Raw genomic sequence first — 20,622 nt, 5'->3', positions numbered from 1 at the left:
GTACGGTCCCGGCCGCCGCGCCGGCTCGACTGCGGGAGCTACACCCGCGCGTCGGTGGCCAGGGCCTGCGCCACCGGGAGGTTGGGCTGCGGGTGGGTCAGCAGGTGCACGCCCGCCGCCAGCGCGCCGCCGACCAGCGGGGCGAGCAGGAACAGCCACAGCTGCGACAGCGCCCCGCCGCCCGCGAACAGCGCCGGGCCGAGGCTGCGCGCCGGGTTGACCGAGGTACCGGTGAGCGGGATGCCGACCAGGTGGACGACCACCAGCGCGACGCCGATCGGCAGCCCGTCGAAGCCGACCGCGGCCAGCCGGTGGGTGACCGCCAGGACGACGTAGACCAGCAGGAAGGTGAGGACGACCTCGGTCAGGAACGCGCCGCCGGCGTTGATGTGCACCTGGGAGCGGTCGCCCCAGCCGTTGGTGCCGAGCTTGCCGTGGGTCTCCAGCCCCGGTATCTGCTTCGCCAGCAGCAGGACGAGCGCCGCGCCCGCGATGCCGCCGAGCACCTGCGCCACCCAGTACGACACCGCCGTGCGGCCGTCGATCCGGCGCGCCAGCAGGAAACCGAGCGTCACCGCCGGGTTGACGTGGCAGCCGGAGATCGGGCCGAGCGCGTACGCGAGCGCCAGCAGCACGAAGCCGAACGCGAACGCGATGCCCACCGGGCCGATCGCCTCCCCCGCGAGCACCGCCGCACCCACCGCCAGCAACACCAGCAGCAGGGTCCCGACGAACTCGCCGATCACCGCCCGCCTGTCCGTTCCGCCCATGCGCCTGGTCCTCCTGACCGTCAGGGCAGGCGGTCCCGGTGCCGCCCACGTCCGGCCAACCCTGGTCGACCGTTCGGGGGACCGCATGTCGGCCGGACGGCTCAGCGCCGTGTTCACGGCGCGTCCGCCTGCCGAATTACTCCGAACGGATGAAACCGTACGAAAATGGCGAGCCCAATGCAAAACGGAGGTAAAACGGGCAGACAGGTACAGGACGGGCGATGAACGGCTACCGGACCGTCAGCACGATCTTTCCGCGCAGGTGCCCGGCCTCGCTGACCCGCTGCGCCTCGGCCGCCTCCGCCAGCGGGAACACCCGGTGCAGCGGCAGTCGCAGGGTGCCCGCCTCGTGCAGGGCGAGCGCGGCCGCGAACGCGCGCCGGTGGTGGGACTCCACGCCCTCGACGCCGCCGTTGAACCGGACGCCGTGCTCCTGCGCCCCCACGAAATCGGCGATCGTCAGCACCCGGTCCGCGCTGCCCGTCAGCTCGATCGACAACGGCAGCACCCCGCCCCGCCCGGCCGCGTCCAGCGCCCGGTCCACCCCGCCCGGCGCGGCGGCCCGCACCCGCTCGGCCAGGCCCTCGCCGTACGCCACCGGGATCGCGCCGAGCTCGCGCAGGTGGTCGTGGTTCGCCTCGCTCGCGGTGCCGACCACGGTGATCCCGCGCGCCCGGGCGAACTGGAGCAGCACGGTGCCGACCCCGCCGGCCGCGCCGTGCACCAGCAGAGTCTCCCCCGACCGCACGCCCAACAGGTCGAGGACCCGCTCGGAGGTCTCGGCCGCCGTCGGGAGCGCGGCGGCCTCCTCCCAGCCCAGCCCGGCGGGCTTGTGGGCCAGCACCGCCGCGTCCACCAGCGCGTGCTCCGCGTACGCGCCGCCCATCATGCTGCCGAACACCTCGTCGCCGGGAGCGAAGCCGCTCGCCCCGGCGCCGACGGCCTCGACCACGCCGGACACCTCGACACCCGGCACGTAGGGGAAGACGACCGGGAAGAGCGCGGCCAGCTCGCCGGTGCGCAGCCTGCGGTCCACCGGGTTGACGCCCACGGCGCGGACCGCGACCCGCACCTGGCCGGGCCCGGGCGCGGGCAGCTCGATGTCGATCGGGCGCAGCACGTCCGTGCCGCCGAACTCGGAGAAGGCGATCGCCTTGGTCATGGAAGGTCCTCAGGTTTCAGTGGAGTTGCCGACGGGTTCGCCGACGGAGCCAATCGGTGGAGTTGCCCACGGAGTCGTCGGCGGAGCTGGTCGGCGGAGCCGGTCGGTGGAGCCGGTCGCTTCCGACGACTTCCATCCTGTGCCCGGGACGGCGCGGGTCCGCCCGGCCCTTCGGACGGTTCGACCTGTCCGAACGGCCAGGCCGCGACGGCGGCACCCGAACTAGGCTGGACCGCATGGACGACATGAACGGCGCGGCGGACACCGCCGGAGCGGACGAGCCCTGGCGGCGGCACTGGGGCCGCCCCGAGGACGCGCTGGCCCGGGCCGTCGAGGTGCTGCGCGCTCCCCGGCCGGACATCCTCCCCCGCCTGTCCGAGGTGCTCGGCACCCTCGTCCCGCACACCGCGCTCGCGCAGCTCAGCGGCGTCTGCACGTTCAACCCCACGCACGGCTACGGCCCGCCCGAGCTCACCGCGGCCCTCAGCACGCGGGACCTGTCCCGGCTGGCCGAACGCGCGGCCGCGACCACCTCGGCCGGCCGGCCCTGGCAGGGCGAGGCCGAACTCGCCGGACGGACCCGGCCGGTGGTGGTCGTGGCCACCACGCCGGCCGACGACAGCGGCGCCGCGCTGGTCCTCGTCCGGGCGGGCACCGGGCCCGTCGCACCCGGGGCACTCGCCGTCCTGCAACAGCTGTGGGATCTGGTGGTCGCCCACTCCGACCACCGCGCCACCGACGCCGCCCCCACCCAGACGGCCGCCTCCCGCGCCTCCGCCAACGCCCGGGCCCGCGCCATCGCCGAGTTCACCGGCACCCACAGCGCCGCGCTCACCGCGATCCTGGCGCCGCTGCGCGCGCCCGGCCTGGACGACGCCACGGCCCGCCGCACCGCCACCGAGCTGGCCGTCACCGCCCTGCTCGACCTGCGCCAGGGCGCCGAACTCGACCGCACGCTCAGCGAGCAGCCCGCCGACGCCGCCTTCGCCCGGCTGGTGCGCGAACTGCGCCCACTGCTGCGCCACACCCGGGTCCACCTCGACGCCGCGCCCCCGGCGGAGGCCGGCCGCTCCATCCCGGCGGACGCCGCGCACACCGCCCGCGACGCCGTCCGGGTGGCCGTGCTGCTGATGCTGGAACAGGAGAAGCCGACCCGGCTGCACGTCAGCTGGCAGCTCACGGCCGACGGCCTGCTGCGCGCCGTGGTGCGCGGCGACGGCCTCGGCGCACTGACCGCCGACGCCCTCACCGTCCACCGCACCGCCGACCGCATCACCGCCCTCGGCGGACACCACGGCGTCGAGGCGGTCCCCGGCTGGGGCACCACGGTGACCGTCGACCTCCCGCTGGCCCTGCCCGAACCCGCCGTCGTCACCGATCCGCTGGACGGCCTCCAGCCGCGCGAACGGGAGGTCCTCGACCAGCTGGCGCGCGGCCGCCGCAACCGGGACATCGCGGCGACGCTGCGGATCAGCGAGTCGACGGTGAAGTTCCACGTCGCCAACATCCTCGCCAAGCTCGACGTGTCCTCGCGCGGCGAGGCCGCCGCCCTGGCCCACCGCGCCGGACTGCCGCGCGGGCCGGTCGGGCTGCACGCGGCGTCCTGAACACCCTCCCCCGAAAGAAGACCCTCGTGACCGACCCCACCACCTGGGACCCGGCCGTCCCCGGCATCCTGCGCCTGCCCTCCGGCCGCCTCCTGCGCGGCCGCGGCCTCAGCCGCCCCCTGCCACCCGGCCCCCGACCGGACTTCGGCCTCTACCTGTTGGGCCGCCCGCCGCACGTCGACTGGCCGAGCCGCTGGGTGCGCTGGCCCGACTTCCGCCTCCCCGCCGACCGCGCGGACGCCGCCGACGCCTTCCGCGAGGCCTGGGAGCGCGCCGCCACCGAACGCGTCGAACTCGCCTGCGCCGGCGGGCGAGGACGCACGGGCACCGCCCTCGCCTGCATCGCCGTCCTGGACGGCGTCCCGGCCGCCGAGGCCGTGCCGTACGTGCGGGAGCACTACAGCCGGCACGCCGTCGAAACGCCGTGGCAGCGCAAGTTCGTGGAGCGGCTAGCCTAGGCTGGGTGGGTAGCGATCCAGGGATTTCGGTGGCCAACGAGGTCACCGGAACGGTCAACGGTGACGTGATCCAGGCCGGAACGGTCAACCTGACCAAGGCCGTTGAGCCCGAGGTCACCGCCGGGTCCATGGCCGCCGCCCGCGCCGCGTACGCCCGGCGGGTGCGGGAGACGTACGGGCGGCTCGACCTGGAGGTGCTCACCCCGCTCTCCGAGCAGGGCGAGCACCCGGCGGTCGAGCTGCGGGAGGTGTTCGTCACCCCGCAGGTGCGGGAGAACCCGCCACCGGTGGAGCTGCCACGCGAGCTGGTCCACCGACTGCTCACCAGTGGCGAGTTCGCGGCGGAGGAACTGCCGGGCGACCTCGGGCAATCCGCCCTCGAACGGCTGCGCAACGAGTATCTGGACCGGCCGACGGAGGACGTGCTCTCCGTCCTCGCCGGGCCGCGCGGCGAAAGGGTGGTCCTGCTCGGCGACCCGGGGTCGGGGAAGTCCACGCTCGCCCGGTACCTGGCCCTCACACTGGCGCAGGACGTAGACGGTCCGCTCGCCCCGCTGGGCGGCCTGGTGCCACTGGTGGTCGAGCTGCGCCAGTACGCCGAGGGGCAGTGGCGCGAGCGCACCTTCGAGGACTTCCTCGACCACCGCCACACTGTCGCCGGAATGTCCCTCCCCGGCCCCGAGCTGCACCAACTCCTCACCGAGGGAGGGGTCGTGGTCGTCTTCGACGGCCTGGACGAGCTCTTCGACCCGGGTGTGCGCGCCGCCACCGCCGAACGCATCGCCGCCTTCGCCGCCCGCTACGACCAGGCGCGCGTGATTGTCACCTCGCGCGTCATCGGCTACCAGCGCAGCGCCCTCGGCGGCGCCGGGTTCACCCACTTCATGCTCCAGGACCTCGATCCGGAACGGATCGCCCACTTCGCCCGCCGCTGGTACGCCATCGCCTGCCCGGCGGATGCCGAGCTGGCCGGTCGACTGTTCGACCGCATCACCAGCGCCGTCGAGGCGTCCCGCCCCATCCGGGAACTCGCGGGCAACCCCTTGCTGTTGACCATCCTGACCATCATCGGCCGGCGCCAGACCCTGCCCCGCGACCGCCAGGGCGTCTACGAGCACGCGGTACGGGTCCTGGTCGCCCACTGGGACCGCGACACCAAGCACCTCAGCATCCCCCTGAAGCCCGGTGCCGCCGAGGCCCTCGGCCTCCTCGACGACCGCGAACGCCTGGAACTGCTCCGGCTGCTCGCCCACCGCATGCAGGAGGGAACGGGGGGCATTGCCGGAAACCACATCCACGCGGAGGAGCTGGAGGAGGTGTTCCGCGACTACTTCACCCAGTTCGGCCTCCCGCCCCATCAGTGCCTCGCCGCCGCCCGCGCGCTGCGGGACCAGCTGCGGGAGCGCAACTTCATCCTGGCCCGGTACGGCGGCGAGGTCTACGGATTCGTCCACCGGGCGTTCCTGGAGTACCTCGCGGCGGCGGACATCGTCCACCGCTACACGGTGGGACGGGAGTGGTCGCCGGAGGAGCTGATCGAGGAGGTCTTCGAGCGGAGGACGGACGACCCGGCGTGGCACGAGGTGCTGCTGCTGGTGGTCAACCAGTTGAGCGAGACGGATGCGGGGAGGGTGGTCGACCGACTGCTGGACCGGGGGGAGGAGCCGTCACTGGTCCTGGCCTTCCGCTCCCTGGCCGAGGTTCGGAAGATCGGACTGCTGCACGCCCAGAGCGACCGGGCCGTCGACCGTCTCATCAGCGCCCTCGTCACGTACTACGACTACGCCGTCCTCCACAGCGATCAGCTGATGACCGCGCTCTCCGCGCTGTGTTCCGTGCCAGGTTGGACCGGGCGCGATCACTACCTCCGGTGGTTCCACCTCCGAGGACAGTTCCTCGCCGGAGCCGGGACGGCGACGATCGCGGCCACGACCCTCCACACCGACTTCCGGACCACGCGGGCCCTCGCCACGTTCGGGTCCCCGGCCATCAGGGAGTTCGCCGTGGCCGGCCTGGCCCGGCGCTGGAGCGCCCATCCGGGGATCGTGGCCGCCTTGTGCGACCTCGCCGCCCGATCCGGCCACGACCGGGCGGGCGCCGCCGCGCTGGCCGAACTGGCGGAGCGCTGGCCCGATCATCCGCGGGTTCCCCTTCCGGCCGTCGTCGGGCCCGATGCCGACAACGACCGGACACTGGAAGTCGTCCAGGCGCTCAATACGCTGTTGACGCGCCTGTCGGCCGACCCCGACGACCACACCCCGATGCTGAACGCCGTCGCGCACGAGTCGGTGATCCTCCGTGCGACCGCCCTCCAGCGACTCGCGCGGGTGTGGCCCTCGCACCCCGAGGTCTTCGCCACGTTGCTCGACCGTGCCGTCAATGACTCGGACAGCCGCATCCGCTACGCGGCGGTTCACGAGCTGGCGACCCGGTGGGCCAAGGCCCCGGCCGTCCTGATGCTGCTGCGCGAGCGTGCCGGTCACGATCCTGACGCCGTCGTTCGCGTTCGCGCTCTGTCGAACCTCGCCGCCGAGGACCCCGACGACCCCGGGATCGTCTCGTCGCTCACCCGCGCGGCCGTCGATGCAGAACCTGGACGGGCGCGGGGATCGGCACTGGAAGTGCTGTCCGAATACCGGGGCTCACGGGACGAGACGGCTCTCCTGCTCCTGGACCGCATCGAGAAGGATCCCGCTCACACGGTTCGCGGCACGGCACTCAGTTGCTACGCGGTGCTCATCCCCGGATCCGCGCAGGACGTCATCCGGCGCAGGGCGGCCGACGATCCCAGCCCTGAGGTGCGCGGCCGGGCGCTGACCATGCTCGCCTGGCAGTGGCCCGACAACCCGGAGACCACGGCGGCGCTCCAACACGCTCTGGCCAACGACCCCGACCCCGAGGTCCGCGATGCCGCCGAGGCCGGGCTCGGGGCGGTCGCGCACCTCACCTCCGGCATCTGAATCCCCTCAGAGGTCCCAGGTGCGGGCCGCCGCCCACGTCTCCAGCGGCTGCCAGTCGATCTCGGGGTGCTCGGCGTGCAGGGCTCCGGTGTCGATGTCGAGCCCGGGCTCCTGGAAGTAGCGGAACATCGTGGCGAGGTCCTCGGAGTACCCCGCCACGACCGGGAGCGGCACCTCCTCGCAGCGGATCGGCCGGCCGCTCGCCGCAGTGATCGCGGCGGCGATCTGCTCGCCGGTGCGCCACTGGGAGGCGATGTCGATGCGGCGGCCCGCGTAGGCCTCGGGGCGGGCGAGGACGTAAGCGGCAAAGGCGCCGATGGTGTCGGCGGCGATCACGGGGAGCGGGAGGCCGGGCGGCATGGGGAGGTGGAAGACGCCGTCGCGGAGGGACCGGAGGCTCCAGTCGTTGGCGTAGTTGTCCATGAAGGCGGCCGGGCCGAGGACGGTCCACGGCAGGCCGAGGCCGGCCAGGTGCCGCTCGACCCGGTACTTGCTGGCGAAGTGCGGGATGCCGGTGGAGCGGTCGGCGTTGGTGGCGGAGGTGTAGACGACGTGCCGGACGCTTCCGACGGCCCGGGCGGCGTCCAGGAGGGCGGTGGCCTGGCGGACTTCGGCGTCGGGGTCGGTGCCGAACGGGGTGGACATCGCGAACAGCGCGCCGGCGCCGTCGAGTGCCGCGGCGAGCGAGGCCGGGTCGTCGAAGTCGGCGCGGACCACGTCGGCGCCGAGGGCGGCGAGTTCGGCGGCGGCGGGCGAGCCGGGCTCGCGGGTGAGGGCGCGGACGGGGCGGCCGGCGTGCAGCAGGGCGCGGGCGGTGGCGCCGCCCTGGGCTCCGGTGGCTCCGGTGACGGCGACGGGAGACGAAGGCTCGATTATCTGCGTCATGCAGACAACATAGGGCGCCATCTCTGCACGACGCAAACAATTACCGGGCGGCCGGTTACTCTTCCCCCATGACGATGTCCCGCGACGAGCTGATGGCCCGACTGTGGCCGGTCTCGCGCCGCTACCTGGCCTCGTACGTGCTGTTCAACCAGGCCGTCGCCGACCACCTGGGCATGCACCCGACCGACGTCCAGTGCCTCAACCTGCTCACCCTGGAGGACGGGCCGGTCACCACCGGCCGGATCGCCGAGCTCACCGGGCTCACCAGCGGCTCGGCCACCCGGCTGGTCGACCGACTGGAGAAGGCCGGGCTGGTCACCCGGCAGCGCGACGAGGCGGACCGGCGGCGGGTACTGGTCGCGGTCCGCCCCGAGGCGCTGGAGCGCTACGGGGCGGTGTGGCGCGAGCTGTCCACCGACTGGGTGGCCGCCTTCGCCGAGGACACCGAGGTCGAACTCGACTTCCTGCTACGGCACATGAACCGCACGGTCGAGCTGAGCCACCGGCAGGTCGCCCGGCTCGCGGCCATGGATCCGGACGGCCCGAACAGGCCCTGAGCCCACCCGGGTGAATCCCCCGGACGGGCCCGGACGGGCCCCCGGCCAGGTCCCCGGCCGGGTCAGGACAACGCCAGCGGCGGCAGGGAACCGAGTGCGAGAACGTCGGCGCGGCCGGCGCGGTGGACGGGCGTCCTGTCTCGCATGCTCGTTCACGCCTGACAGGACTCCGCACCCCGCCCCGGGGTTGCCCCGGAACCGGAAGAAGATCACGCCACGCCGGAACGGCGGCCGATACTACGTCTTCCGCAGCTGCGGCGCCGGCACCCCGATCAGCAGTTGCCGCACCGCGTCCCAGGCCGCGCGCAGGGCGGCCGCGACGGCCCGGGTGTCGGAGCCGAGCAGCCGCAGCCAGGCGCCGCTGTCCTGCGGCAGCACGCTGACCCCGTACAGCAACTCGGCGCGGCCCCGGCCGCAGTCGGCCACGGCCTCGTGCAGGACGTCCGCGATCCGGCCCGCCGGGGCGAGCGGGCTGAGGACGTACAGGCTGGACATCACGTCGTGCCCGGCCAGCACCGCCGGCCCGGTGACCCCGCCGCCCCCGGCCGTTGAGGGCTCCAGCCGTACGGTGTCCAGCGCCACCAACTCGCCGTCCGGACGCCGCACTTCGAGGTCGGACGCGAACACCCGGTAGGCGTTGCGCTCGCCCCGGGCGAGCCGGCCGGCCAGCACCGTCTCGCCGGCCAGCACCGTCGCCTCGGGGTCGACGGTGAGGACGGTCCGCTGGTAGAGGCGCGAGTCGACGAAGGGGATCACCGGCTCGGGCAGGTACTCGACGTAGGCCCGCGGGCCCGCCGCCAGGTTGACCAGCTGCGTCGCGTAGTCGTACTCCATCCGGTAGACCTTGGTGGCCGCCTGGGTGGTCAGGTGAACCGCCGTGTCGGCGCCGCAGCGCAGGTCGGTGCGGAGCCGGTCGGCCTGGAGGATGCCGCCGCCGGTGGACATCAGGAAGGTGACGGCGAGGTCGGGACGGGCCGGGTCGAAGTACAGCGGGCGCATGATCTGCAACGGCGACTTCTGGTAGTGGCCGGTGAGTTCGGTGCGCCCGCCGATCCGCTCGAAGGCCAGTTCCAGCAGCCCGACCTTGCCGGGACGCCCGACCGCGAGGGTGTCGGGCGTCCCGGCGTGGCGCCGGACCTCGTACGGGACACGGGCCGGCTCGTAGTGCCGGGGGTCGAGCCGGGGCACCCCCGGAGCCGGAGCGTCCGCACCGGGCACAACGGACGACGCGGCCGCACCGGCCCGGACGTCCTGAACGGCCTGAACGTCCTGAACGCCCTGAACGGCCCGGGCAGCCGACGCGACTGTCACGCCGGGACCTTGCGGAAGGTCTCCAGGAAGGCCGCGATCTCCTCCAGCCCCTCCCCCGTCAGGCAGTTGGTGAGCACCACCGGCCCGCCCTCGCGCACCCGGTGGGCGTCGGACTCCATCACCCCGAGGTCGGCGCGGACGTACTGGGCGATGTCGATCTTGTTGATGACCAGCAGGTCCGACTCGGTGATGCCGGGGCCGCGCTTGCGGGGCATCTTCTCGCCCTCGGCGGTGTCGAGGACGAAGAGGAAGAGGTCCACCAGCACCGGGCTGAAGGTCAGGGTGAGGTTGTCGCCGCCGGACTCGAACAGCAGGGTGTCGACGTCCGGGAAGCGCTCCAGCATCTCGGCGCCGGCCGCGAGGTTCATCGTCGGGTCGTCCCGGACGGCCGTGTGCGGGCAGGCGCCGGTCTCCACGCCGACCACCCGCTCCGGGTCCAGCAGCCCGGCCAGGGTGCGCCGCACGTGCTGGGCGTCCTCCTGGGTGTAGATGTCGTTGGTGATGACCGCCGGGCGGTGGCCGCGGGCGATCAGCACCGGGACGAGCGCCTCGATCAGCGCCGTCTTGCCGGAGCCCACCGGCCCGCCGATGCCCACGCGGAGCACGTTCTCGGTCAACTCTCCTCCTTGGATTGGTAGTTCTGGTGGCACACGTACGCATCGAGTGGTCAGCTCATGAACAGCCGGGCCTCCGCCCGTTCGTGCCGCCCGGACATCGCGTCCGCGACCGGCACGCAGCCGCCGAGGTCGGCCAAGTCCCTCGCCAGCGCGGCGGAGACGACCTCCCGGATCACCGGGGAGGCCGCCCGCAGCACCACCTGCGCCTTGCGGTGGTCGGTCAGCCGCAGCCGGAGCGCCGCGCCGACGAAGCTGGTGCAGAACGCGAACAGGTCGCTGGTGACGGCCTGTTCGACCGGAACGCCGGCCGAGGCGTACGCCACCCCGGCCGCCACCGCCTGGCAGCCGGGAGCCCGCTTCCGCGCGACCAGTTCGGCGTACCGCTCCAGCGCCTCGCCGCCCACCGACTCCCGGGCGATGTCAAGGAGTTGGCGTCCGGTCCGGGTGGCGGCCAGGCGCAGTTCACGGTTGAGCCGGGTGGCGTGCAGCCGCTGGTCGATCTCGGCGAGCAGCTCCCAGTCGCCTGCCGCGGCCGCCCGGTGGGCCAGGACCAGCGCCGTGGCGTCGGACGGTCCGACGCCATGCCGCAGCAGGTCGGCGAGCAGCGCGGGCAGGGTGTCCGGGGTGACGGCCTTGGCCTGGGCGTAGCCCTCCAACCCGTGCGACAGGGTGTAGAAACCGCTGGGGAAGGCCGAGTCGGTCAGCTGGAGGCAGACCAGCAGCGCGTCCAGGCCGTGCCCCGACACACCGGCGTCGGCGATGGCGGCGACACCGACAGCACCACCGACGTCGGCGCTGTCACCGACGTCACCGACGTCACCGGCGTCGGCGACACCGGTCCCGCTCACGCGAGGTAGAACAGGTGGTTGAGCGGCAGTTCGCGGGCCGGCTCGATGGTGGCGGGCTCGCCGTCCAGGGTGACCTTGTACGTCTCCGGGTCGACCGCGATCTTCGGCAGCGCGTCGTTGCGCACCATGTGCTGCTTGCCGACCGAACGGCACCGCCGGACCGGCAGCACCCGGCTCTCCAGCCCGAGCCGGGCCGGAACCCCGAGGTCGACGGCGGCCTGCGACATGAAGGACACCCGGGTGGCCTGCCTGGCCCGACCGTACTGGCCGAACATCGGGCGGTAGTAGACCGGCTGCGGGGTGGGCAGCGAGGCGTTCGGGTCGCCCATCAGCGCCCAGTTGATCACGCCGCCCTTGATGACCATCTTCGGCTTGGCGGCGAAGGAGTTGATCGGCCAGAGCACGATGTCGGCGAGCTTGCCGGGCTCCAACGAGCCGATGTGGTCGGCGGTGCCGGAGGCGACGGCCGGGTTGATGGTGAGCTTGGCGAGGTAGCGCAGCACGCGGGCGTTGTCGTTGCGCTCGCTGTCGCCGGCCAGCTTGCCGCGCTGGTCCTTGCAGTGGTGGGCGGTCTGGAAGGCGCGGGTGAAGGACTCGCCGATCCGGCCCATCGCCTGCGAGTCGGAGGAGAAGATCGAGATGACGCCCTCGTCGTGCAGCACGGTCTCGGCGGCGATGGTCTCGGCGCGGACCCGGGAGTCGGCGAAGGAGACGTCCTCGGGGATGCTGTGGCTGAGGTGGTGGCAGACCATCACCATGTCCAGCAGCTCGTCCACGGAGTTGACGGTGTAGGGCAGCGTGGGGTTGGTGGAGGACGGCAGCACGTTGGGCTCGCCGGCGATCCGCATGATGTCGGGGGCGTGGCCGCCGCCCGCGCCCTCGGTGTGGAAGGTGTGGATGGTGCGGCCGTCGATCGCGGACAGGGTGTCCTCGAAGTAGCCGGACTCGTTGAGGGTGTCGGTGTGGATGGCCACCTGCACGTCGTACTCGTCGGCGACGCTCAGCGCGCTGTCGATCGCGGCCGGGGTGCTGCCCCAGTCCTCGTGCACCTTGAGGCCGCACACCCCCGCCTCGACCTGCTCTCGCAGGGCTCCGGGCAGCGAGCCGTTGCCCTTGCCGAGCAGGCCGACGTTGACGGGCAGGTCCTCGACCGCCTGGTACATCCGGTGGATGTTCCACGGGCCGGGGGTGCAGGTGGTGCCGTTGGTGCCGTCGGACGGGCCGGTGCCGCCGCCGATCAGGGTGGTGATGCCGTTGCTCAGCGCCTCCTGCACCTGCTGCGGGGCGATGAAGTGGATGTGGGTGTCGATGCCGCCGGCGGTGGCGATCAGGTGCTCGCCGGAGATCACCTCGGTTCCGGGGCCGATCACCAGCCGCGGGTGCACGCCGCTCTGGGTGTGCGGGTTGCCGGCCTTGCCGACGGCGACGATCAGGCCGTCCTTGACGCCGATGTCGCCCTTGACCACGCCGAGCACCGCGTCCATGACGACCACGTTGGTGATGACCAGGTCGAGCGCCCCCTGGAGCGAGGTCGCGGCCGGGTCCTGGGCCATCCCGTCGCGGATGCCCTTGCCGCCGCCGTAGACGGCCTCGTCGCCGTAGTGGCCCTGGTTGAAGTCCTGCTCGACCTCGACCAGGAGGTTGGTGTCGGCGAGGTGGAAGCGGTCTCCGACGGTGGGGCCGAAGAGGTCGGTGTACTGCCTGCGGGAGAGGATGGCCATCAGCGGTCGCCTTCCTGGTGGGTCTCCGTGCGGAAGTCCCGGGGCCGGTCTTCCTTGTGGTCGAGGTTGGTGCCCTTGAAGCCGAGGGCGATGGCCCGGTCGACGGCGCGGGTGCGGGTGGCGGGGGCGGTGATGCCGCCGTCCACGAGGTTGGCGAAGCCGACCAGGCGGCGGTGGCCGCCGAACTCGGCGAGCGTGACGTCCTTGGTGTCTCCCGGCTCGAACCGGACGGCGGTGCCGGCCGGGATGTCCAGGTGCTTGCCGAAGGCGGCGTTGCGGTCGAAGTCGAGGGCGCGGTTGGCCTCGAAGAAGTGGTAGTGGGAGCCCACCTGGATCGCCCGGTCGCCGGTGTTGCTGACCGTGACGGTGGCCTTGGCGCGGCCGGCGTTGATCTCCACCGGGTCCTCGCCGTACAGGTATGCGGCGCTACCGGACATGGTCGGCCTTCCTTTCTGCCGGGTCAGTGGGGGTGTGTGCGGGTCCCCGGGTGCGGCCGGGGCGGTCGTACGAATGGTGCTGGTGGTACTGGTGCTGGTGATGGTGCTGATGGCTCTGCTCGTCCGGCCCGTGGCTGTGCGCGTCCGGCCCGTGGCTGTGCGCGTAGCCGTGCCCGTGCTCGGCGTCGAGGCCGGCCAGGATGCCGTCCTCCCCGTGCCCGAGCAGGTGCAGCGCCGCCGCCGTCCGGGCCGCGACCACCCCGGCGACGGCGGACGGCCGCAGCAGCGGACCGCCGTCCCGTACGCCGGGCAGCGGGGTGCGCAGGGCCGGCCCGAAGGAGGCCGGAACGGCCGTCACCTCGCGGGCGCCGAGCAGGCGGCAGCGTGCGGCGCCCTCGGCCGGGTCGGGGTCGCCGCCGTCGAGGGCGACCTCGACCCACCGGTGCCGGCCGTACTGGCGGGTGAGGCGGGCGATCCGGAACAGTTCGGCGTCCTCGAACGGGCCGGCGGCCGGCGCGGTGACCAGCACCGCGCCGTCGGGGGCGGCGCCGGCGGCGGCGCGCAGCCAGCCGATCAGGTGGTCGGCGGCGGCGAAGGGGGCGGTCAGCGCGAGCCGTCCGCGGCCTTCCCCGCCGGCCAGCCAGCGCAGCGCCCGGGCGGTGTCGGCGACCAGTGCGGGGTCGCGGCCGAGCGTCATCGGCACGACGCACACCGGTCCGTCGCCCGCCGCGGCGAGCGCCGACCGTACGGCCTCGGTGAGCGGACGGCCCGTGGGGGCGACCGCGTGCACGGTGGCACGCCCGGCGGTCGGAGGCCGGATGGTGGAAGGCACCGTGGTCGGGTGCCGGTCGGCGGCCGGCCCGGTGGACCCGCCGACCACCAGGGCGGCGAGGTCCCGTCCGCCGTCGCTCTCGTGCCCACCGGCCAGCACCACGGTGGCGGCCTGAATCCGGGTCATCGCTCAGGCACCCACCGGGTCGTGGCAGGAGACCAGCTTGGTCCCGTCCAGGAAGGCCGCCTCGACCTGGAGCAGCGGGAGCATCTCGCGCACGCCGGGCATGACGTCCTCGCCGCCGACGACCTGCTTGCCGATCTCCATGCACTCGGCGACGGTCCGGCCGTCCCGGGCGCCCTCCATGATCGCCTCGCTGATCAGCGCGCAGGCCTCGCTGTAGTTCAGTTTGACGCCGCGGTCTCGGCGTTTGCGGGCCAGGTCGGCGACGACGTAGATGTACAGCTTGTCCATCTCACGCGGCGAGAGATTCACGGGTATCACTCTTCCTTTCCGGGAATCCGATGAATGGCAGGGAGCGCTCGCGGCAATCGACCTGCCGAGAGTTCAAAAAGCGAAAAGAAGCGAGAGAAGCGAGGGGAAACAAGGGAACGAGAGCGGCGGGGAAAGTGGGGAAAGTGGGGAAAGCGAGGGGATCGCAGGGGCGTCGGGCGCGGAATCAGACCCGGCGCAGGCGCGGGACGGCCGGCACGGCCGCCAGGAACAGCATCGTGGTCAGCACGAACGGCCAGGTGAAGGCATGGCCGCCGAAGGGCGCGGAGACCGCGCCGAGCGCCGGGGTCAGCACCGTCGCGCCGGCCGCACCGAGCAGGGCGTAGGCCGCACTCCAGGCGTCTGGCGCCAGGAACACCCCGCACAGCGCGAGGGCGACCAGCACCCCGCTGTACCCGAGCAGGCCCTGCCCGACGGCCTCGCCGGGGGCGCCGAACGCCCAGGCCGCGAGCAGCCCGGTGGCGCTTCCCGCACAGGCCATCAGGCCCGCGAGCCGGCTCGCCGCGAACAGCCCGGCCAGGAACAGCAGGCCGGCGTACCACTGCGGCACGAGGAAGATCTGACCGATGTTCGCGAAGAACCCGTGCCAGAGCTGGTCCCAGCTCAGCCCGGTCGGCCCCTCCGCCGGAACGGGCAGGGCGGCGGGCGCTCCCGCCCCGTGCCACAGCCGCCGCAGGCCGGGGGCGGCCGCCGTGACGGCGGTCGCGACCAGGCAGAACGGCGCGGTCAGCGCGGGCAGCCGCCAGGTGGCGAGCAGCGCCCCGAGTCCCGCCGTGACCACCACGGCGACGGCGGCCCCGAGGACCGCCACCGCGACCGTCGCGGGGTGCCCGGCGCCCAGGAAGACGGCGCAACCCAGCGCCACCAGGCACCCGTTGTACCCGTGCAGCCCCGCCCCGACGGCCTCCCGGTCGAGCCCGAGCCCGTACGCGACGGCGGTGGAGACGGCACTGCCCAGCAGCCCGTAGAGGCCGTACCGCCAGTCGGCGGCGAACAGTGCGGCCACGAAGAAGAGTCCGCAGACGACGGACGGCATGAAATCGACCTGCGCGACGCCGCGCAGCACTTCCGCGAACCACCTGCCGGATATCGGACGAGTCGCCACCGAGGCGCTCCCCCCACCCTGTTGCCCATTCATGCTGCGCACCAATTTTCCGGTACGGCCGGCCTGCCTGAAAGTCGGCCCCGGCGATTCCTCCGGAACCGTACTCCTACAGTTTGCGAAGTCCAGGGGGCACGGACTGTTATGCCAAATCCACGAAGGGTGACCATCGGGCCACTGAGCTGCAACAATCTGTTGAAGTCAGTGCGGGTCGCGTTCGTTGCAGGGAGAAATCCTTTGCGAAGTTTTACCGACGGTTGGCATCGGCGCCGCCGGGGTCCGCACTCACTCCACCTGGCCCAGATGCCGAGCCAGGAACCGTTCGCAGGACACCAGTTGGATCTCCGGCAGCTCCAAATGGCCCCCGGGGTTGGCGTGCAGCGTCTTCTCCCGCGAACCCAGCGCGCCGAACAGGGCCAGCGCCCCCTCGCCCAGGACCAGTTCGTCGTCCCACTGGAGGAGGAACTCCACCGGCACCCCGACCCGCTCCGCCGCCTCCGTCTGCGACGGGTGCCCCGTCAGCCCGAACACCGCGACGGCGACCCGCGGTTCGGCCGCCGCCAGCGGGATGCCGATCGCGCTCCCCAGCGACAGCCCCCAGTACCCCACCGGCCCGAGACCCTCCGCCCGCCCGCCCAGGGCGTCCAGCACGGCCACCCGCTCCGGCACCGCCCGCTCGGCGAGCGCCGCCGTGTGCCGCGCCACCCACGCGCTGATCGGGCGCCCCGCCGCAATCAACTCCCCGATCTCGGTGGCGAACCGCTCGTCCTGCGCGCTGTGCGGCCGCTCCCCGTGCCCCGGCGCGTCCAGCGCCACCGCCGCGCACCCGAGCTCCCGCACGCACCGGCGGGCCCGGTCCACCAGCCCCGGCACCAGCTTGTGCTGCCCGCCGCCGTGCCCCAGCAGTAGCAGCGGCCGCCCGCCGAGGGGCGGTCCGTCCGGCTGCCAGAGCACCCCGGGCACGCCGTCGAGGGTGAAGCGGCGCTGCGTCACGCCGTCAGCGCTGGATTCCGAGGTGAAGTGCACTCCGTCATCATGGCTCCCGACACACGTTCGAGTCCCGGCTTTTCCGCGGAGCCGCCGGAGCGGACCGCCACCGGCGGCTCCGCGGCGGCACCGGAGGGCACCGGAGGCCGGGCGGGCCGACGTTCCGCTCCGGGCTGGCTCGCCGCACCGGGATTCCGGTGCCCGTGAGCGCTACCGCGCGGCCGGGGCGGACTCGCCGAGGAAGGCGAGGAGGAGGGCGGTGGTTTCGGCCGGGCGCTCCAGGCTGGGGAGGTGTCCGGCCCAGGGGAGTTCCTGGTGGCGGGCGTCGGGGAGGAGGGTGGGGAGGGTGGCGGCGATGTCGCGGAAGTCCTGGAAGTCGTGGGCGCCGGCCACGGCCAGGGTGGGGGCGGTGATCCGGCCGAGGTCGACGTCCTCGCGGTCGGGGCCGAACGTCGCCTCCATCTGGACGTCGAAGGCGTGACGCTGCATCCGGCGGACGTGCGCGCGCGTCTGCTCGTCGGCCTCCGGGCCGAGCCAGGACTCGACGTTCAGCTCGACGGCCGCGTCGATGTCCCCGGCCTCGATCAGCTCGTCCTCCCGGCCGCCGAAGGCGCGCAGGGTGTCGCTGGGCCGGTGCCCGGGGATGCCCGCGCAGAGCAGGGCCAGCCTGGTGACCGCCTCGGGGCGCAGCGCGGCCGCCGTCAGGGCGATCCGGCCGCCGTGGGAGGCGCCGACCAGGGCGGCGGCCTCGATGCCCAGATGGTCGAGCAGGGCCAGGACGTCCCCGGTGTCGCTGTACGGGCCGTCCGCGAGCGGCGTGTCGCCGAAGCCGCGGAAGTCGCAGCGGACCACCCGGTACCCGGCGTCGATCAGCGGCTGCCACTGCGCGTCCCACATCCGCCGGTCGCACACCGAGGAGTGCAGCAGCACCACGGCGGGCCCACTGCCTGCTACGTCATGAGAAATGATCATCCGGCGGATGGTAGTGCCCTTGCCGCCGTTCCCCAAGCAGTTTGAAGCCGCCGCGCCCACCCGGTAAGCGCTTCCGGCCTCCCCGGGGCTCTGGACGGGTGAAGGAGGTGATCGGAGGTGCTCATGGGAGAAGCGAAGAGCGATCGGGACGACGGGTTCCAGGCGTTCATCGTCGCGGCCTGGCCGCGCCTGGTACGGACGGCGTACCTGCTGGCCGGCGAGCAGTACGCGGCCGAGGACCTGGTGCAGTCCGCCGCCGAGAAGGCCTGCGCGGCCTGGGCGAAGGTGCGCCGGGCCGACGATCCGTACGCCTATGTGCGGCGGATCCTGGTCAACCAGCACGCCCGGCGCTGGCGCCGCCGGGCGCCGGAGCTGCTGGTGGACGCGGTGCCGGACACGGCGGGGGCGGAGGGCGGCTTCGCCCGCTCCGACCAGCGCGGGGCCCTGCTGGCCGCGCTCGCCACCTTGCCGCCGCGCCAGCGCGAGGCGGTGGTGCTGCGGCACTGGGAGGACCTGAGCGACAGCCAGACGGCGGCGGCCATGGGCTGCTCGGCGGGTGCGGTGCGCAGCCACGCGGCGAAGGGCATCGCACGGCTGCGGCAGGTCACGGCGCTGGTGGAACTCAAGGACACGACACGGATCGGAGGAGCGGCATGAACCGGGAGCCGGACGGGGTGGGTACGGGCGCGAACGACGGCGAGGACCTGTGGGTGGGCTTCGGCCTCGCCGAGGCGGCGGCCGGCGCGAGCATCGGCCCGGCGCCGGTGGCGGACATCGTGGCGGGCGGCCGCCGGCTGCGGCACCGCCGCCGTACGGTGGTCGGCGCGGCGGTGCTGGCCTCGGTGGTTGCCCTGACCGGAGGTGCGCTGACGCAGCTGCGCCCGGGCGGGGCACCCGCCCACGGGATCGGTGCCGCGGGCGTCGGCGGCGCGCTCTCCCCGACGCCCGGCCCCACGCCGGAGCGCACTCCCGATGAGGGCTACCCCATCCCGCTGGACGGGACCGCCCCGGCCTTTCGGGACCCGCTCGCCCCGGTCCGGGTGCTGCTGGGCCAGGGCCTGACCCCGGACGGAAAGCAGTGGCAGCTGTGGGAGGCGCTGTGGCCGCAGGCTCCGCAGTGGCGGGCGTTCGAGCAGGCGACGGCGGTGTGGGAGGAACGCAGCCGGTACGACCCGGCCGTCCCCGAGCCGACGCCGGAGTACGTCCGGCAGTACTGGCAGCCGGACTCCGACGTCACCAACGTCTACTTCACGGTGGACGGGGTGCGTCAGTCCCACGACTCCGAGGGCACCCAGGCGGCCCCGGGCAGGGTCGACCCGCGCAGCCGGACCGCTTTCGGCGGCGGCCTGGTCGGCCACCGGGGCAAGGGCGACACCGTGGCCCCGCTCGACGTGGTGCTGCTCTCCCTCGGCCCGGACGTCGGCCGGGTGGTGGTGACCTGGGCGGACGGCAGCACCACCGAGCCGGCGTTCGTCACCGTGGCCGACTCCCCGATCCGCGCGATGGTGGTGGCCCGCCCGGGGACGATGCGGGCGAAGTCCTGGCAGTTCTTCGACAAGGACGGCAACACGCTCCCGGACGCCGGAGCCCGGTACCTGACGGAGCCTGCCTCCTGAGACGGCGGCGGGAGTGGGAAGTCGGCCGGGCCGACTTCCCACTCCTCGCCCACCCCTCAGCCGAGCAGCAGCTTCGCGGCCACGGTCGCGCCGTCCGTGCGGATGCCGGCGGCGACGGCGGCGACGCGCTCACGGGTGACGGGGGCGAGGGCGAGGCGGAGGGCCGCGGTGAGGGATCCGGTGGTCGGGGTCGGGCCGTCGTGGGCGGCGCCGATGCCCAGCTCCGCCACCCGCGAGGCCCAGTAGGGCTGGTCCACGATCTGCGGGACCAGCACCTGCGGCACGCCCGCCCGGGCAGCCGTGGTGGTGGTCCCCGCGCCGCCGTGGTGGACGACGGCCGCGACCTTCGGGAACAGCGCCTGCTGGTTGACCTCGCCGACCGCGAAGCAGTCCTCGGCCCCGTCCGCCTCCGCCAGTCGGGCCCAGCCGCGGCCGAGCAGCACCCGCCGGCCCTGCGCCCGGACCGCCTCGACGGCGACCCGGGCCGCGTCCACCGGGTCGCGCAGCGGCATGCTGCCGAAGCCGACGTACACCGGCGGCTCGCCGGCCGCCAGGAAGGCCGACAGGTCGGCGGGAAGCGGGCGTTCGTCCGGCAGGATCCACGCGCCGGTCTGCACCGCCTCGGGCCGGACCGAGCCGGCCGCGCCCCCGCCCGTGGCCGGGCCAGGCCACGGGTCGAGCAGCGGGTCGGTGGCCAGCCACGGCCGGGCAGTGAGGACGTGGTCCCGGACGTTGTCGGCCACGGGCAGTCCGACGGCCGCCCGGTGGGTGTTGACCGCCGCGCCGAACAGCGCGTTCATCGTCCCGATGTTGAGCTCCCACAGCTCCCGGGGGTCGGTCACCTCCGGCGGGTACGGCAGCATCGGGTACTCGAACGGCCGGTGGTGCGGGGAGGGCAGCATGGTCGGCTGGAGGGCGACGCAGGTGAAGCGGGCGCCCAGTCGCTCGGCCGCCGCCTGGGCTCCGGCCACCGCCGGGAACAGACCGGTGGCCACGACCGCACCGCCCGGCTCGGCCGCCCCGAGCACCGCAGCGTGGAACTGCTCGACCAACCGGGCCGCGCGCTCGGGGAGTTCCGAGGGCGCCGGGGGCGGCCCGCTGACCAGCGAACGCACCGACTGCCCGACCGGCACCAGTTCGACCCCGGCCTCGGCCAGCCGGGCCGCGAACTCCTCGTCCGGCGGCGCGCACACCCGCGCCTCGGCGCCCAGTTCCCGCAGCCGCAGCGCCAGCGCGGCCATCGGCTCGACGTCCCCGCGCGACCCGTACGTCGACAACACCACTCGCACGTCGTGACTCCCCGTTCCCTCGGGTTGCGTCCTTGAGC

Annotated in this window: 20 protein-coding genes; 6 read left to right on the top strand and 14 right to left on the bottom strand. The window is 73.7% G+C overall.

Features of this window, described 5'->3' with window-relative positions; genetic code table 11:
- Positions 1–38: 38 nt before the first annotated feature.
- Both ACWGJO_RS27505 and ACWGJO_RS27500 read right to left on the bottom strand, forming a co-directional pair.
- Positions 39–770 carry an MIP family channel protein gene (locus ACWGJO_RS27505; protein ID WP_380537783.1) on the bottom strand — a complete coding sequence of 244 codons (732 nt, stop codon included), beginning with the start codon at positions 768–770 and terminating at the stop codon, positions 39–41.
- A 229-nt stretch (positions 771–999) separates the two neighbouring features.
- Positions 1,000–1,932, bottom strand: a complete 933-nt coding sequence (locus ACWGJO_RS27500; RefSeq protein ID WP_452187752.1) for an NADP-dependent oxidoreductase — start codon at positions 1,930–1,932, stop codon at positions 1,000–1,002.
- Between the two features lie 236 nt (positions 1,933–2,168).
- On the opposite strand from ACWGJO_RS27500, the gene ACWGJO_RS27495 reads away from it, so the two are divergent.
- The 3 genes from ACWGJO_RS27495 to ACWGJO_RS27485 are packed head-to-tail and all read left to right on the top strand — an operon-like array spanning position 2,169 to position 6,957.
- Entirely contained in the window at positions 2,169–3,539 is a 1,371-nt protein-coding gene (locus ACWGJO_RS27495) for a helix-turn-helix domain-containing protein (RefSeq protein ID WP_452187750.1), read from the top strand.
- Between the two features lie 26 nt (positions 3,540–3,565).
- A complete protein-coding gene (locus ACWGJO_RS27490; protein ID WP_387689673.1) occupies positions 3,566–3,997 on the top strand; it encodes a protein-tyrosine phosphatase family protein in 432 nt (143 codons plus the stop codon).
- A gap of 5 nt (positions 3,998–4,002) precedes the next feature.
- Complete coding sequence (locus tag ACWGJO_RS27485; RefSeq protein ID WP_452187748.1) at positions 4,003–6,957, top strand: HEAT repeat domain-containing protein; 2,955 nt, start codon at positions 4,003–4,005, stop codon at positions 6,955–6,957.
- A gap of 6 nt (positions 6,958–6,963) precedes the next feature.
- Here the strand turns inward: ACWGJO_RS27485 and ACWGJO_RS27480 are convergent, their stop codons facing one another.
- Entirely contained in the window at positions 6,964–7,842 is an 879-nt protein-coding gene (locus tag ACWGJO_RS27480) for an NmrA/HSCARG family protein (RefSeq protein WP_452187746.1), read from the bottom strand.
- Between the two features lie 74 nt (positions 7,843–7,916).
- Between ACWGJO_RS27480 and ACWGJO_RS27475 the strand changes: the two genes are divergently transcribed.
- Positions 7,917–8,399, top strand: a complete 483-nt coding sequence (locus ACWGJO_RS27475) for a MarR family winged helix-turn-helix transcriptional regulator (protein WP_452187758.1) — start codon at positions 7,917–7,919, stop codon at positions 8,397–8,399.
- 237 nt (positions 8,400–8,636) lie between these two features.
- Here the strand turns inward: ACWGJO_RS27475 and ACWGJO_RS27470 are convergent, their stop codons facing one another.
- From ACWGJO_RS27470 to ACWGJO_RS27425, 10 genes are all read right to left on the bottom strand, one after another.
- Positions 8,637–9,587 carry an urease accessory protein UreD gene (locus tag ACWGJO_RS27470; protein WP_452187744.1) on the bottom strand — a complete coding sequence of 317 codons (951 nt, stop codon included), beginning with the start codon at positions 9,585–9,587 and terminating at the stop codon, positions 8,637–8,639.
- A 119-nt stretch (positions 9,588–9,706) separates the two neighbouring features.
- The gene (gene ureG, locus ACWGJO_RS27465) at positions 9,707–10,327 is read right to left on the bottom strand and encodes an urease accessory protein UreG (protein WP_387689683.1); all 621 of its coding nucleotides are present in this window, start codon (positions 10,325–10,327) and stop codon (positions 9,707–9,709) included.
- A 50-nt stretch (positions 10,328–10,377) separates the two neighbouring features.
- Positions 10,378–11,088, bottom strand: a complete 711-nt coding sequence (locus tag ACWGJO_RS27460; protein ID WP_452187756.1) for an urease accessory protein UreF — start codon at positions 11,086–11,088, stop codon at positions 10,378–10,380.
- A gap of 83 nt (positions 11,089–11,171) precedes the next feature.
- Positions 11,172–12,896 carry an urease subunit alpha gene (gene ureC / locus ACWGJO_RS27455; protein ID WP_452187742.1) on the bottom strand — a complete coding sequence of 575 codons (1,725 nt, stop codon included), beginning with the start codon at positions 12,894–12,896 and terminating at the stop codon, positions 11,172–11,174.
- Complete coding sequence (locus ACWGJO_RS27450; RefSeq protein ID WP_452187740.1) at positions 12,896–13,333, bottom strand: urease subunit beta; 438 nt, start codon at positions 13,331–13,333, stop codon at positions 12,896–12,898. The genes ureC and ACWGJO_RS27450 overlap by 1 nt, the downstream gene beginning before the upstream one ends.
- Entirely contained in the window at positions 13,323–14,291 is a 969-nt protein-coding gene (locus ACWGJO_RS27445) for a cobalamin biosynthesis protein CbiX (protein ID WP_452187738.1), read from the bottom strand. Before ACWGJO_RS27445 ends, ACWGJO_RS27450 begins: the two co-directional genes overlap by 11 nt.
- Before the next feature lie 3 nt (positions 14,292–14,294).
- Positions 14,295–14,600 (bottom strand): urease subunit gamma, encoded by a 306-nt coding sequence (locus tag ACWGJO_RS27440; protein WP_188298983.1) that lies wholly within the window; start codon positions 14,598–14,600, stop codon positions 14,295–14,297.
- A 184-nt stretch (positions 14,601–14,784) separates the two neighbouring features.
- Positions 14,785–15,723 (bottom strand): urea transporter, encoded by a 939-nt coding sequence (locus ACWGJO_RS27435; protein WP_452187736.1) that lies wholly within the window; start codon positions 15,721–15,723, stop codon positions 14,785–14,787.
- A 282-nt stretch (positions 15,724–16,005) separates the two neighbouring features.
- Positions 16,006–16,746 carry an alpha/beta hydrolase gene (locus ACWGJO_RS27430; RefSeq protein WP_452187734.1) on the bottom strand — a complete coding sequence of 247 codons (741 nt, stop codon included), beginning with the start codon at positions 16,744–16,746 and terminating at the stop codon, positions 16,006–16,008.
- Positions 16,747–16,917: 171 nt separating this feature from the next.
- Positions 16,918–17,679, bottom strand: coding sequence for an alpha/beta fold hydrolase (locus ACWGJO_RS27425; protein WP_452187732.1), 762 nt, complete (start codon positions 17,677–17,679; stop codon positions 16,918–16,920).
- Between the two features lie 123 nt (positions 17,680–17,802).
- Between ACWGJO_RS27425 and ACWGJO_RS27420 the strand changes: the two genes are divergently transcribed.
- Both ACWGJO_RS27420 and ACWGJO_RS27415 read left to right on the top strand, forming a co-directional pair.
- Positions 17,803–18,336 (top strand): SigE family RNA polymerase sigma factor, encoded by a 534-nt coding sequence (locus tag ACWGJO_RS27420; protein ID WP_452187730.1) that lies wholly within the window; start codon positions 17,803–17,805, stop codon positions 18,334–18,336.
- Entirely contained in the window at positions 18,333–19,295 is a 963-nt protein-coding gene (locus tag ACWGJO_RS27415) for a hypothetical protein (protein WP_452187728.1), read from the top strand. Before ACWGJO_RS27420 ends, ACWGJO_RS27415 begins: the two co-directional genes overlap by 4 nt.
- Before the next feature lie 56 nt (positions 19,296–19,351).
- Here the strand turns inward: ACWGJO_RS27415 and ACWGJO_RS27410 are convergent, their stop codons facing one another.
- Positions 19,352–20,584 carry a glycosyltransferase gene (locus tag ACWGJO_RS27410; protein WP_452187726.1) on the bottom strand — a complete coding sequence of 411 codons (1,233 nt, stop codon included), beginning with the start codon at positions 20,582–20,584 and terminating at the stop codon, positions 19,352–19,354.
- Positions 20,585–20,622: the final 38 nt, after the last annotated feature.

It is taken from the genome of Kitasatospora sp. NPDC054795, from assembly GCF_053611565.1.
The sequence above is the reverse complement of the archived record's forward strand: the minus strand, read 5'-3'. Positions and strand labels throughout refer to the sequence as shown.